Source organism: Pseudoalteromonas sp. ABE4_541 (assembly GCF_056312285.1).
The window spans coordinates 468,956-481,556 of sequence record NZ_JBSVEM010000001.1; the positions used below are offsets into that span (position 1 = coordinate 468,956).

The 12,601-nt window shown below is 41.3% G+C and carries 14 protein-coding genes; 5 read left to right on the plus strand and 9 right to left on the minus strand.

The window, feature by feature from the left end; genetic code table 11:
• Positions 1-54: 54 nt before the first annotated feature.
• Both ACW689_RS02210 and ACW689_RS02215 read right to left on the minus strand, forming a co-directional pair.
• Positions 55-1,083, minus strand: a complete 1,029-nt coding sequence (locus tag ACW689_RS02210) for a methionine synthase (RefSeq protein ID WP_476288134.1) — start codon at positions 1,081-1,083, stop codon at positions 55-57.
• A gap of 30 nt (positions 1,084-1,113) precedes the next feature.
• Positions 1,114-2,088 carry a DUF1852 domain-containing protein gene (locus ACW689_RS02215; protein ID WP_476288137.1) on the minus strand — a complete coding sequence of 325 codons (975 nt, stop codon included), beginning with the start codon at positions 2,086-2,088 and terminating at the stop codon, positions 1,114-1,116.
• A 464-nt stretch (positions 2,089-2,552) separates the two neighbouring features.
• On the opposite strand from ACW689_RS02215, the gene ACW689_RS02220 reads away from it, so the two are divergent.
• A complete protein-coding gene (locus tag ACW689_RS02220; protein WP_476288139.1) occupies positions 2,553-3,362 on the plus strand; it encodes a sulfite exporter TauE/SafE family protein in 810 nt (269 codons plus the stop codon).
• Between the two features lie 493 nt (positions 3,363-3,855).
• Here the strand turns inward: ACW689_RS02220 and ACW689_RS02225 are convergent, their stop codons facing one another.
• Positions 3,856-4,284: an organic hydroperoxide resistance protein gene (locus ACW689_RS02225; protein ID WP_476288141.1), complete on the minus strand. Its 429-nt coding sequence runs from the start codon at positions 4,282-4,284 to the stop codon at positions 3,856-3,858.
• Between the two features lie 108 nt (positions 4,285-4,392).
• Between ACW689_RS02225 and ACW689_RS02230 the strand changes: the two genes are divergently transcribed.
• From ACW689_RS02230 to ACW689_RS02240, 3 genes are all read left to right on the plus strand, one after another.
• Positions 4,393-4,821, plus strand: a complete 429-nt coding sequence (locus ACW689_RS02230) for a MarR family winged helix-turn-helix transcriptional regulator (RefSeq protein WP_476288143.1) — start codon at positions 4,393-4,395, stop codon at positions 4,819-4,821.
• Positions 4,822-4,968: 147 nt separating this feature from the next.
• Positions 4,969-6,024 (plus strand): hypothetical protein, encoded by a 1,056-nt coding sequence (locus tag ACW689_RS02235; protein WP_476288145.1) that lies wholly within the window; start codon positions 4,969-4,971, stop codon positions 6,022-6,024.
• 263 nt (positions 6,025-6,287) lie between these two features.
• Positions 6,288-7,352: a hypothetical protein gene (locus ACW689_RS02240; protein WP_476288147.1), complete on the plus strand. Its 1,065-nt coding sequence runs from the start codon at positions 6,288-6,290 to the stop codon at positions 7,350-7,352.
• Between the two features lie 75 nt (positions 7,353-7,427).
• On the opposite strand, the gene ACW689_RS02245 is transcribed toward ACW689_RS02240, so the two are convergent.
• Entirely contained in the window at positions 7,428-8,339 is a 912-nt protein-coding gene (locus ACW689_RS02245) for a TIGR01777 family oxidoreductase (RefSeq protein WP_476288149.1), read from the minus strand.
• Between the two features lie 129 nt (positions 8,340-8,468).
• Between ACW689_RS02245 and ACW689_RS02250 the strand changes: the two genes are divergently transcribed.
• Complete coding sequence (locus ACW689_RS02250) at positions 8,469-9,488, plus strand: AI-2E family transporter (RefSeq protein ID WP_476288151.1); 1,020 nt, start codon at positions 8,469-8,471, stop codon at positions 9,486-9,488.
• Between the two features lie 40 nt (positions 9,489-9,528).
• On the opposite strand, the gene ACW689_RS02255 is transcribed toward ACW689_RS02250, so the two are convergent.
• From ACW689_RS02255 to ACW689_RS02275, 5 genes are all read right to left on the minus strand, one after another.
• Positions 9,529-9,939 (minus strand): hypothetical protein, encoded by a 411-nt coding sequence (locus tag ACW689_RS02255; protein WP_476288153.1) that lies wholly within the window; start codon positions 9,937-9,939, stop codon positions 9,529-9,531.
• The gene (locus tag ACW689_RS02260; RefSeq protein WP_476288155.1) at positions 9,926-11,266 is read right to left on the minus strand and encodes an ATP-binding protein; all 1,341 of its coding nucleotides are present in this window, start codon (positions 11,264-11,266) and stop codon (positions 9,926-9,928) included. Before ACW689_RS02260 ends, ACW689_RS02255 begins: the two co-directional genes overlap by 14 nt.
• Positions 11,260-11,934 carry a response regulator transcription factor gene (locus ACW689_RS02265; RefSeq protein WP_476288157.1) on the minus strand — a complete coding sequence of 225 codons (675 nt, stop codon included), beginning with the start codon at positions 11,932-11,934 and terminating at the stop codon, positions 11,260-11,262. The genes ACW689_RS02260 and ACW689_RS02265 overlap by 7 nt, the downstream gene beginning before the upstream one ends.
• Before the next feature lie 2 nt (positions 11,935-11,936).
• Positions 11,937-12,185 carry a PepSY domain-containing protein gene (locus ACW689_RS02270; RefSeq protein ID WP_476288159.1) on the minus strand — a complete coding sequence of 83 codons (249 nt, stop codon included), beginning with the start codon at positions 12,183-12,185 and terminating at the stop codon, positions 11,937-11,939.
• Positions 12,186-12,261: 76 nt separating this feature from the next.
• Positions 12,262-12,561 carry a YciI family protein gene (locus ACW689_RS02275; protein WP_476288161.1) on the minus strand — a complete coding sequence of 100 codons (300 nt, stop codon included), beginning with the start codon at positions 12,559-12,561 and terminating at the stop codon, positions 12,262-12,264.
• Between the last annotated feature and the right edge of the window lie 40 nt (positions 12,562-12,601).

Below are 12,601 nucleotides of genomic sequence, written 5' to 3' on the forward strand. Positions count from 1 at the left end.
ATGGAAACGAGCTGTCAGTTATCGCAATATCATGAAAATAGGAAATTTACAGCCTTATGCTAGTAATTCTTTACGTACAATATCAGCACCAGCACTCAGTGCTTTGAGTTTACCATTTGCGACTATACGCGATAGCGGTGCCATGCCACAGTTGGTGCAAGGGTAAAGCTTGTCGGCGTCAACATACTTGAGTGCTTCGCGCAGTGTGTTGGCCACCTCTTCAGGTGTCTCGATCTGGTCGGTTGCAACGTCAATGGCGCCAACCATGACCTTTTTGCCGCGAACAAGCTCAAGTAATTCTAGTGGTACGCGGGAGTTGTGGCATTCAAGCGAGATAATATCGATGTTCGATTTTTGTAATTTGGGAAAGGCTTCTTCGTATTGTCGCCATTCAGAGCCCAATGTTTTTTTCCAATCGGTATTGGCTTCAATGCCGTAGCCATAACAAATGTGTACGGCGGTTTCACAATTAAGCCCTTGAATTGCTCTTTCTAAGCAAGCGATACCCCAGTCGTTTACTTCATCAAAAAACACGTTAAATGCTGGTTCATCAAATTGGATGATATCTACGCCTGCGGCTTCGAGCTCTTTGGCTTCTTGATTGAGTATTTTGGCAAACTCCCAGGCCAGCTTTTCACGGCTGTGATAATGGTCATCATATAGAGTGTCGACCATGGTCATTGGGCCGGGTAGAGCCCACTTTATCGGCTGCTTAGTTTGCTGGCGTAAAAACTTAGCGTCTTCAACAAACACCGATTTCTGTCGAGAAACGGGGCCAACTACTGTTGGCACACTCGCATCATAGCGATCACGAATTTTAACGGTTTGGCGTTTTTCAAAATCTACGCCGTCCAAGTGTTCAATAAATGTGGTGACAAAGTGTTGGCGTGTTTGCTCACCATCGCTGACAATATCAATGTCAGCAAGCTGTTGTTCGTGTAGCGACACGCGCAGAGCATCTTGTTTGCCGTCAAGAAGCTCTTTGCCTTCTAGCTTCCAAGGTGACCAGAGTGTTTCTGGCTGGGCAAGCCAAGTTGGTTTAGGCAAGCTGCCAGCGGTTGATGTGGGTAATAATTTTTTCATAATAAATTCTGTTCTATATGATGTTGATCATTAAGCGTAGCTTTCAGAAAACTGCGCCAGCACGGTTTGGTATGGTTTGATGAAAAACTCTTCAGCGAACTTACCTTGCTTAATTGCTAGCTTGCTGCGCTCTTCACGGTCATACACAATTTGTGTGATTGAGTGATCTGCATTTTTTAAATTAGGTTGATAGCACCTGCCTGCAACTGCATTGGCGTTGTATATTTCAGGGCGATAAATTTTTTGAAATGTTTCCATGGTAGCAATCGTGCTGATCAGCTCAAGGTTGCTGTAATCGTTCAGTAAGTCACCGAAAAAATAGAACGCGAAAGGCGCAACACTGTTTGGCGGCATAAAGTAACGTACTTGTAAGCCCATCTTTTTAAAGTACTGCTCAGTGAGTGACGACTCATTGGGCAGATATTCAAAGCCAAGTACAGGGTGATGATTTTCAGTGCGGTGATACGTTTTGTTGTCGGAGACACTCAGGCAAATCACCGGCGGCTTTTTGAAGTTACTTTTGTAGGTATTCGACTCCACAAAGTTTTTAAATAACTTACCGTGTAACTCGCCAAAGTTGTCAGGAATACTGAATTGCGGTTGATTTTTGTTGTGATCTAACAACAACACGCTAAAGTCGTAGTCTCGAACATATGAAGAAAAGTTATTGCCCACAATCCCTTCAATACGCTCATTGGTATGGTGATCAAGAATGTTGGTTTTTAATACTTCAATTGATGGGAACTTATCGCCACTGCCAACAATGTCTAAATCAACCGATATAATTTCTAGCTCAACACTGTAGCGATCGGCGTTAGGGTTATCCCAATTTGCAAGGGCATTAAAACGATTATCAATCATGGTTAACGCATTGTGCAGGTTTTGCTGACGGCTTTCACCGCGTGCTAGGTTAGCAAAATTAGTGGTAATACGGGTACTGTCAGACGGCTGATAGTGTTCGTCCAAGCGAATGCTTTTAATCGTATAAGTAAAATCTTTGTTCATGATGCGCTGGTATCCCAAGTTGTGTTCTAACATCTCAAACTGTGTTCGCTACAGTGTATGAGTCCTTCCTAAAGCTTGTTTATGTAGACTGATTTATTGTCCACGCTAGGAGATGTGAAATTTATACGTGGATCAGCACTTGAAGAAAAACGGTTTAACTTCACATAAAACATGAATCACATTCATGATTTAGCGTGGACGAACGTGTGACTCATGCATCGAAGAGGTAAAAAACAGATTTGTATTTTTAGATGTTCAGATGTCTAGGTGTTTTTGTGGCTAAGTTGAATTTCTCTCAATTTAAACATGAGGATTCTTCGCCTCTTAAACACGTCCTAGTGGTAACTTATTGATTAAACAGTTGATATACTCGCTTTTGCGCCTTGAATATCAAGCGACATTAAGTAAAGCAACAAACGTGTAGGCAAACTGCAGTCACTACAACGATAGAGAATAGAGACATAATGAATGAATTAATCGTATTGATTTTATGCTGCGCACTATTAGGTAGTGGTGTCGGTTTTTTAGCGGGGTTATTAGGCATAGGTGGTGGCTTGGTGATTGTGCCCATATTGAGCGCTATTTTAACGCACTTTGCTATTTTACCCGCAGAGCAAGTGGTGATTGTTGCTATTGCGACTTCTTTAGCATCCATCTTATTCACGTCAACTTCTTCGGCGATTGCCCATCATAAAAATGGCAATGTGCCTTGGGCGCTTGCGCCATGGATCATGAGCGGCGTTGCTTTGGGCGCGCTTGCCAGTGGCTTTATGGCAGCATTGTTACCAGAAAAAATGGTACGTATTGTGTTTGTGGTGACGGTGGTCATAATCGCACTGAAAATGTTTTTAAGCAGTAAAAACAACAATGCGGCTGAGCGCACATTACCCAATAAAGGCGTACTTGGCGTTTTCACTACGATCACTGGTGGTCTTTCAGCGATGATAGGGATTGGTGGTGGTGCTTTACTTGTACCACTGCTCACATTTTTTTCATTGGATATGAAAAAAGCCATTGGCTGTGCTTCTGCGTGCGGTATTGTGATCGCTATATCTGGCACCATTGGCTACGTTAGTTCAGGTATCTCGCATTTTGAGTTGAGCAATGGATTTGCAGGCTTTGTGTATTTACCAGCGCTACTAGGCATCGTTTGTACATCATGGTTTACCGCCCCGCTTGGAGCAAAAGCGACACATGCTTTACCCGTTTCAACGATTAAGAAAATATTTGCCATATTGTTAGTGGTAATGGCCGGCAAGATGCTGGTTGGGTGAGGGCTAGGAAAGTAGTTACGGATTGTGTTCCTCAAAATGGAAAGTTCAACTATACTATTTTAAATATTTACAAGAATTTTTACTGGTACTTTAATAGGGAATAAGGGGTATGTTTTGATTACCAATCCAAGCTTCTTCCATTTAGTAAAAGGGCCTTATTGGTGGCTAATCTATTTAGCTTGGTGTCTTTTAATAGCTATCAGTTTTATGTTTACTCACCATGGAAAAGATGAATTAAGTAATTTCATATTACTCGTAGTGTTGTTTACTTATGCTTTGTTTCATTTTTCTATACTGTTTATCAAAAGATTTCGAGTGGTAATAGTTAGAAAAGGGGCACTTTGGAGTGGTTGGCATACATTCGGGTTCGTATGCCACTTTATTGTATCGAGTGCTTATTGCTATTTTTTACTTATAGAGCAGATGACATAAATTGTGCTGAAAGCAAATAAGTCGGATGAGCAAAGCGCCATCCGACGTAATACCTAGCCACTTATTTTACCGATAACTCAACTTCAATATTACCGCGTGTGGCATTTGAATATGGGCAAACTTGGTGTGCTTTTTCTACTAGCGTTTGCGCGCTATCTTGGTCCATATCAGGGATCGATACTTCAAGTTTTACCGCGATACCAAAACCACCTTCAATCGGGCCAATATCAACTTGTGCATCAATATTGGTTTGGGCAGGTAGGGCAATTTTACTTTGACCCGCGACAAATTTTAGTGCGCCAATAAAGCATGCGGCGTAGCCTGCGGCAAACAATTGCTCTGGGTTAGTGCCTTGGCCATCGTCGCCACCTAAGCCTTTTGGTGTTGATAGTTTCACATCTAGACGACCATCATTTGATTTAGCTGACCCTTCACGGCCGCCCGTTGCGTTTGCGTATGCTGAGTAAGCGACAGTTTGTAATTTGTTCATGGTTTTCTCCAAGTAGATGAATTTAGTTTGCATGCAAAGTATATGGGTTTAAAAATAGGATTGCAAATACTTTGCGTACAAAATAAAATAATGGGAGAGGTAACTACTATGAAAGACGAACAACTCAAGCTTGAGAATCAACTGTGTCATCGACTTTATATGGCATCGAATGGGGTAGTAAGACGATATCGACCTTTACTTGATGCATTGGATCTAACCTATCCTCAGTATGTGGTGATGATGGCGATGTGGGAGCATGAAAAACTGACCATTGCTCAATTACTTGAAAAAACAGCCATTGATGGCGGTGCCATGACGCTGATCTTAAAAAAGATGGTGGTTAAGTCATTACTTGAGATTGTTAAGGATGAAGACGATAAGCGCAAGAAATGGGTGGTACTCACCGAAGTCGGTGCACGCCTAAAAGCACAAGCGCTCGATATCCCCGATAAAATATTGTGCGGATTTGATAACGTCAGTAAGGATGACATGCAACAACTAGCTGCATTACTTGATAAAGTTTTGCATAAGCTATAAACAAACATGCTACAAAAAAGTATGAAGGAATGGCTAAAAAGTTTGCTTGGAGATCACTTATTCAACATACTAGCTTTTGAATAATATAGGGTTGCGTTGCAAATAAGTATGACGTAGCGCAACTAATTTGCCAGAGGGATCTTTTGTATGAGTAAGCGATTAAAATTGTTGATGGTGGCAGTAGTTGCTGTATTGGTTTGGTGGCTGAGCGTAGAACCTGAAGTTAGTATTACAGTGCAAGATAAACCACAAAAGCAATTGGTCGAGAATGAGAAAAGAGAAAATGATACAAAAGAGGTAACTCAAATCCTGCTGAAAAAAAGCACTCGTGAGGAGGTGCTAGAAACCAGCACACAGTTACATCAGGCCACGCAAATCGTGGCGACACAATATGAAAAAGCCATTCAGTATCCTCCTTACTCACAGCCTCTCACAGAACATGATTTAGACAGATTAGAACCAAACTTCTTTTATCCGGTTTCAAGTGCCACACAAGATGGTACTGAACCGCTGACCATTAAGCTCTCGAAATATCGCTTTGTATATCCTGAAGATATTAAAGTTGAGGTGACAGGTGGGGATTTTAAGCGTATTGAGTTACAACTTGTAGATGTTGAGCTTAACAAAGAGTATAGCCAATCAAATATTCGAGCAGGGCAGAGTGTCACTTTTCAGGGCAGCAAGGAATACGCGCGTAGTATGCAGCTTATAGCAATAGGTGTGGCTGACGGTAAACGTGTGCCAGTTGTTGCGCAATTTCAATATATGCAACCAAGTGCCAAAATTATTGCATTGTCGAATGCTTATCCGCAGAACGATAATTTACAGGTAGACGTGACACTGGATGTGTCGAATCCTGGGTTATATCGAGTTCGGGCAAACTTACTAACGCAAAGTAATCGGCCTTTGGCACATCTTGTTAGCAAGCAAAAGCTATCTAAAGGTATACAAGTTATGCAATTAAGGGCTCATTGGTCGGTGTTAGAGCCACAACTAAGTGACATGCGCCTTGCTGGATTTGTCGTTGAACGTACGTCGCCAACGCCGGGCGAGCCGGCGCTATTTGGCGACAGTGAACTAGCGTACTTTGATATCTTTGATTTTCCTTATGACAGCTTACAGCAATTGTCTTACCAGCCGTCTCAAAATGAGCTACAAAAGGCTCAGTTTTTACGTCAATTATCTAATCCGGAGAAAGGTTAAGGCCATAACCCATGGCCATATATGCTAAATTGTTATAATTTTGAAACAAAAAATTCTTTTTTTGAATAAGGTTTTTGTTTTTAAATTAATGAATAATAAGCATATATTTAATCTTTAGTATTTATATAAACCTATTATAGGTAAACATGTAAATGTCCTGTTGTTTTTTGCTTGTTTATTAAACATACTGTTGTTTACTCAGTGACCAGAGGTCAGATGTCTGAGTTGTTAATTCGAATAATACGAAATACTCAGGAGTTTACATGAACAAGCAAAGCAGCAAGTACGGATTAAAGGCTTTTGGTACGCTTTTATTTATAGGGTTAGCGAGTTTTACTGCGCACAGTAGTGAATATAAAACCATATTAATTCATGGCTTTCAGCCAGATCAATTACTTAATCCAGCAGGGACCAATGTGAGCAGCGACGGAGATTCATATTGGTCTTCATATTGGGGGGCTAGAGCAGATGAGCGCATTGATTGGCCTTCATATGAACGAATTGAAGGTAAGATCGCAACTGATTGGTTATGGCCTAAATTGAAGCAGTTCTCGCAATCAAACTTATGTGAACCTGGCTGCGTTTTATTAACGCACTCAACAGGCGACTTAGTTGCGAGGTACTTGATTGATAATCAGGCAACTTGGCTTGAAAATGCAGGGCTTCGTCCATTGAATATTGTTGCTACTTTTGATTTAGCTGGTGCTGGCGGGGGGAGTGAACTTGCCGATACCGCAGTGAGTGCTTTAACGGGTGATAGCCTATGGGATGCTGTTGTTGAACAGGCTATCAAACTATGGATTGGGAGCACCACAGTTAAGGCGCTTGGTGTATTGCATGATCTTAAAGTGAACAATGCGCGTAAGTTATCGTCACAACCTTCTGAGCGTACGCCACGACTTCGCTTCGTTGCTAATTCAAGTGACTACTATGGTGCAACGGGTTTGTTTTTAAAGGGCAGCGACGATGGTGTCGTTTCTTCTCACTCGTCATGTGGCGCAAGCAGAGCGGGGAGCTTTGGTAGCTGTTCACAGCAAATTGGCATGGATGGTCATGTTAAATCTCAAGGTGATGCTGTCAATGGCTTTATGCCTTACCACTACCCACTCATCATGGCCGATGACTATACACATCGTACTGTTAGACAAGCGGGACACGAAGGTAAAGTGACTGTGGCGATGAACAATATCAATGTTGCTGGTAAGAATGTTGGCTATCAAACTTACGATCAAAAAACTGGCTTCTGGATCTTTAAAAAGACTTATCGTTATGTAAAAAATTCAGATCATGTTGGTTTATCACAACTGATTTATAACGTAATACCCTAATATACAGACAAATAATGTGGCGATTGTTCGCTCGCCACATTTTTTAAGCGACTAAGAATAGTTAAATCGTTGTGGTTATGATTCGTGATCTCGTATTAACAAGCTCTTAAATGCATCATCAATCGTGTTATAGCGAAAGCGATAGCCCGACTTTTGAAAATGTTTTGGCGCTACGGCTTGACCATAAATCAATAAATCGGCCATTTCTCCAAATAAAAATTGCAGTGCTTTTTCTGGCATTGGGAGTAAGGTTGGACGGTTTAGGGCTTTGCCTAGTGCTTTAGTAAAGGCCTGATTACTTACAGGGTTAGGTGCAGTGGCGTTAAATATCCCTTTCAGTTCCGTATGTTTGATGAGGTACAAAATAAGCTGGATCATGTCGTCAATGTGTATCCAAGACATCATTTGCTCACCACTGGCAAGTTTCCCACCCAATGCGCATTTGAAAGCAGGAAGCATTTTTTTAAGCGCACCACCATGCTGGCTGAGCACGATACCTGTTCTTAATATACATACTCGCGTATCTTGCGTTTGTGCACTCTGTGCTATTGCCTCCCACTGTTGGCACAATTGGTGACTGAATTCATCGTGAGGGGCTTGAAATGACTCGTCAATTATCAGCTCATTGGATTGTCGACCATAAAAACCAATCGCACTGCCTGAAATCAAGGTATGTGGAGGGGTATCGGCTTGCTGAATTTTATCGACGATTTGTTGTGTGATATGCAATCTACTATTGACGATTTTTTGCTTTTGTAATTTGCTCCAGCGCTTTTCAGCAATGGGTTCACCTGCAAGGTTAATGACGACCTCAAGTTGGTTGAAATCGACATCGTCCAGTGAGTCAATGCATTCAACACGGTTTTTAAACAATGCTTGAGCTTTTGAGATGTTTCTTGTTAAGACGGTTACCTGATGTTTATTGAACAAAAATCGGCATAATTGAGAGCCAATTAAGCCAGTTGCGCCTGTAACTAAAACATTCATAGTATTTGCCTATTATTTTCTTTGTCTAAAGTCAGTGTAGGAAATTTACGCCAATTACTGAATAAAGATCATAACGTTTTATTTTTCTTGGTATTCCTTTAAACTTTGCAAAAAACGTAAGGAATTGTCGTGTCTTCGTTAACTGGATTAAATAAAAGCCTCGTCGTGTTGGCCTCACTCGTTGTGGTGCTAGCGGGCGTTAAACTGGCAAGTGATATTGTTGTTCCCTTTATTCTAGCTGCCTTTATCGCCATTATTTGTAACCCTATCCTTAAATTTTTAGCTCGCTATCGTATCCCGAAAGGTATTGCAATTATGCTGATAATTGCAGCTGTTCTGGGGGTTGGCACCAGTATTGGGGGGTTAGTTGGTCAGTCAGTTAACGACTTTTCGCAGCAGCTACCAAGCTATAAAGCGCAATTACAAAGCAAGTTTATCTGGCTTGTAAACACGGGGGCCCAATACAACATACTGATAGATAAGCAGCAAATAATTGAGTTCTTTGATCCCGGTAAGATGATTGATATGGCGTCGTCGATGCTGACGGGCTTTGGTGGTGTGATGGCCAATGTATTTCTAATTATTTTGACTGTGGTGTTTATGTTATTCGAAGCGCCAACCATTGCAAACAAAGTTCACTTAGCGCTTGATGATCCAGAAATGAAGATGAAGCAAATTGACCGCTTTTTGGAGTCGATAAACTCTTATCTTGCTATCAAAACGTTAGTATCATTAGGTACGGGTGCATGTGCGTCCTTGATGTTGTGGTTGTTGGGGGTCGATTATTATATTTTATGGGGTGTAGTGGCGTTTTTATTGAATTACATTCCAAATATAGGTTCTATTATTGCTGCCGTCCCCGCCGTTTTACTTGCTTTAGTGACGCAAGGGGCGCTTATTGCAGGTATTGTGGCAGCAGGCTATGTAACGGTTAATACGGTTATGGGAAATATCATTGAACCCAAATTCATGGGACGCGGCTTGGGTTTGTCTACACTTGTGGTGTTTTTATCTTTGATATTCTGGGGTTGGTTATTTGGTACAGTGGGCATGCTGCTCTCAGTCCCTCTGACTATGGTTGTGAAAATTGCACTTGAAAATAGCGAAGATGGCCACTGGTTAGCGACCATGTTGGGTAATGAGCAATAACTATCCATAGTCGAGATTAATTAATCACTGCCGTGGATAATTAGTAGGGCAACTGCAAATCGTCGATATGGAGTTTAAGCATTCGAATCGTACATTTTTTGTGTGTCACGGATGCTTTGATACTATTTGGCAATGTATATAAGTAGCGCCACTTGCAGGTATCTTCGCTATAGCGCTCGTGTTCAATGATGGTTCTTTTTATGATCGGCAGTAATTGTCGATTGCCAGTTTGCTCTTGTATTTTTTCAATGTCGTGCAACAACTTGTTTATCCAACTCTGTTGGTGACGTCTTAACATGGTGATACTTTCATCAAGGCACTTAATGTAATCACGAGAGCCAACTGGGTGATAGCTTTCGAAGTGAGAGCAATCGGTTATAAAAAGCTCATCAGTGTTAGCAAATGAAATTAACGGGTATAACAAAAGAATTGTCGCGCTAATCTTTTTCATAATTAAATTCTATTAAAAACCTTGCACCAGAAAATTTAGAGTTTCCTATCTCAATAGTACCGTGGTATGCGTTAACAAGATCAGACACAATTGCCATCCCGACTCCGTGACCCGCCTCATATGTATCTAAACGACTGCCTCTAGTGAGTAGTTCTGAGCGTCTATGCTCTGGTATACCTGGACCATCATCTTCAATTTCCAGTTGGAGAATGTGACCTTTATCAAGGTGAACGTTAATCGCTACGCATGTATTACATGCTTTACATGCATTATCGATAACATTCCCTAAAATCTCCATTAAATCGGTTTTATCGCCCAAAAATGCGAGCTTTTCATCGCAGTGCGAATGAAACTCTATACCTTTATCATGGTAGACCTTTTTCATTGCATTCAGTATTGAGTCTAGCACAGGCTTTATCGTTGTTTGTTTTTTCCATGTATCTGATGCGCCCGTTGCCGCTCTTTTTAGTTGATGCTCGATCATGGCATTGATCCTGTCGAGTTGTTCTTGAGCATCTTCATCTTTGGCCAATTCACTTGATTTTAGTACCGCGAGTGGCGTTTTTAGGGCGTGAGCTAAGTCACTTAAAGAGGCTCGATAGCGTTCTTTTTGGCGCTTTTGAGAATCTAGTAACAGATTAAGATCAGACTTAATGGTCAATAATTCATTAGGGTATGCACCCGTGATTTTCTCTCTTTTACCTGCTTCTATGGCTTTAATTTCTTTGTCTAAACGTTGTAGGGGGCGAGCGCTCCAAATAAAGCCTATTGCCATTAACACCGCGATGATCACGCCCATAATCAGCATCCAAGTGATCAGCGTATTTCTAAAACCGGACATCAATTTTAGTAGTGCTTCGTCATCTTTTAACAGGATAAATCGCGCATGCTTAGAATAGTCTGCGTTACCAAGAATAACCGTTAAACTTAGTTGCCAGTATTTAGTCCCTTTATAATCTACCTGTTTAAACTCGGCTGCACCGGCTTCATGATCATTAAAAATAGGCGAAATGGACAGGTTAACAGCTGATTCTGAGTACCAAATCAGACTTTGCCCTTGATAAATGAGTGCATAAGTATCGGAGTTGATGCGATTTAGTTCAGGTGCAAGTAAAGTGCGAGGCATTTCAATACCATCGTCGACAAACTCAACTTCAGAAATCAGAGAATATAAGTGTGCTTCCAGTGTTTTTTCCGTGGCTTCAACCAATGAGGCATGATAAGCCTTACCAATTGAGAAAAACAACGCTGGTAGGGCGACAATAAGCACAAAGACAAGGATGAAACCTTGTCTTATCTTAAGGGATATTTGCGCTGGGTTTACCACTGGGTTTTAAACCTATATCCTCTACCACGCAAGGTTTCTACAGGGTTTAAGGTACCATCAGGGTCCAATTTTTTACGCAGTCTAAGTACAAACACTTCAATCACGTTTGAATCCAGATCAAAGTCTTGATCATAAATATGTTCAGTCAGTTCAGATTTAGAAATCACTTTTTGAGGATTCACCATCATGTACTCAAGCACTTTATATTCGTACGCCGTTAAAGATAGTTCTTTCTCGTTGACCCAAACTTGTTGTGAACGGGTATGGATCTTAATTGGTCCAATCGCAATTTCAGGGTTTGCTTGACCTGCGCTTCTGCGGATCAACGCATTACAACGAGCAATCAGCTCTTCAACGTGAAATGGCTTGGTTAGGTAGTCGTCAGCACCAGCGTCAAGGCCTTCTACTTTGTCTTGCCAACGATCACGCGCGGTTAAAATTAAAATGGGGATCTTAATTCCTTCAGCGCGGGCGCGTTTAATGATTTCAATACCATCAAGTTTAGGCAATCCTAAATCGATAACGGCCATGTCGAGCGGGTACTCAGTTAGGTGATATAAGCCAGACTCACCATCGTGGCATAAGTCTATGCTATAGCGTTCTTTTTCTAGGGCAGAGCGAAGGTTTTCCGCTAGTTGAATATCATCTTCAATTACTAAAATTCGCATTACTAATCCTTCCTGACAGTACCTGTTTTTTTATCAACTCGTATATCTACAACATAGCCATCATTTTGTAGAATTCTAATCACATAACTGTCTGTATTTTCTGTTATTTTCAAAGTTCGGCCGGCGTAATTGTCAAGTGCAAGTTCCACGGCTTGTTTTTTTGTAACAAGATCGGATGCTTCTTTTTCTACTGCGTAAACGTGTGTACATGCAGTAGCAGCAAAGAGTAAAAAACAAACTAACAACTTCATTTTACCCAGCCTCACCTTTTAAATTGCTTTGAATATGCGAATGATAATAAGTGTAACGTAATTAACCGAAACTGAACTACGGCAGTACTTTTTTGTATGGTTTTACAACACTGTTTGAATACACACCTGCCTCTATGTATGGATCTTGATCGGCCCATGCTTGCGCATCGCTTAAAGATGGAAACTCGGCAATCACTAACGAACCTGTAAATCCAGCACTGCCAGGATCTTCACTGTCAATTGCAGGCAGTGGGCCTGCAGCAAATAATCTATTTTGCTCCTTCAACTCGTTTAAGCGTGCTAAGTGAGTAGGGCGAGTAGCGAGACGCTTCTCTAATGAATTTTCTACGTCGGTTGAGTAGATCATATAAAGCATAGCGGTTTGTTCTTTAAAGGGTTAAATGGACCCATAGTGT

What these genes read in the sequence shown, in the direction of transcription:
- ACW689_RS02240 (WP_476288147.1), top strand. Translation starts at nt 6,288, where the DNA reads ATGAACAAGCAAAGCAGCAAGTACGGATTAAAGGCTTTTGGTACGCTT.
- ACW689_RS02245 (WP_476288149.1), bottom strand. Translation starts at nt 8,339, where the DNA reads ATGAATGTTTTAGTTACAGGCGCAACTGGCTTAATTGGCTCTCAATTA.
- ACW689_RS02255 (WP_476288153.1), bottom strand. Translation starts at nt 9,939, where the DNA reads ATGAAAAAGATTAGCGCGACAATTCTTTTGTTATACCCGTTAATTTCA.
- ACW689_RS02215 (WP_476288137.1), bottom strand. Translation starts at nt 2,088, where the DNA reads ATGAACAAAGATTTTACTTATACGATTAAAAGCATTCGCTTGGACGAA.
- ACW689_RS02235 (WP_476288145.1), top strand. Translation starts at nt 4,969, where the DNA reads ATGAGTAAGCGATTAAAATTGTTGATGGTGGCAGTAGTTGCTGTATTG.
- ACW689_RS02210 (WP_476288134.1), bottom strand. Translation starts at nt 1,083, where the DNA reads ATGAAAAAATTATTACCCACATCAACCGCTGGCAGCTTGCCTAAACCA.
- ACW689_RS02270 (WP_476288159.1), bottom strand. Translation starts at nt 12,185, where the DNA reads ATGAAGTTGTTAGTTTGTTTTTTACTCTTTGCTGCTACTGCATGTACA.
- ACW689_RS02220 (WP_476288139.1), top strand. Translation starts at nt 2,553, where the DNA reads ATGAATGAATTAATCGTATTGATTTTATGCTGCGCACTATTAGGTAGT.
- ACW689_RS02230 (WP_476288143.1), top strand. Translation starts at nt 4,393, where the DNA reads ATGAAAGACGAACAACTCAAGCTTGAGAATCAACTGTGTCATCGACTT.
- ACW689_RS02275 (WP_476288161.1), bottom strand. Translation starts at nt 12,561, where the DNA reads ATGCTTTATATGATCTACTCAACCGACGTAGAAAATTCATTAGAGAAG.
- ACW689_RS02225 (WP_476288141.1), bottom strand. Translation starts at nt 4,284, where the DNA reads ATGAACAAATTACAAACTGTCGCTTACTCAGCATACGCAAACGCAACG.
- ACW689_RS02265 (WP_476288157.1), bottom strand. Translation starts at nt 11,934, where the DNA reads ATGCGAATTTTAGTAATTGAAGATGATATTCAACTAGCGGAAAACCTT.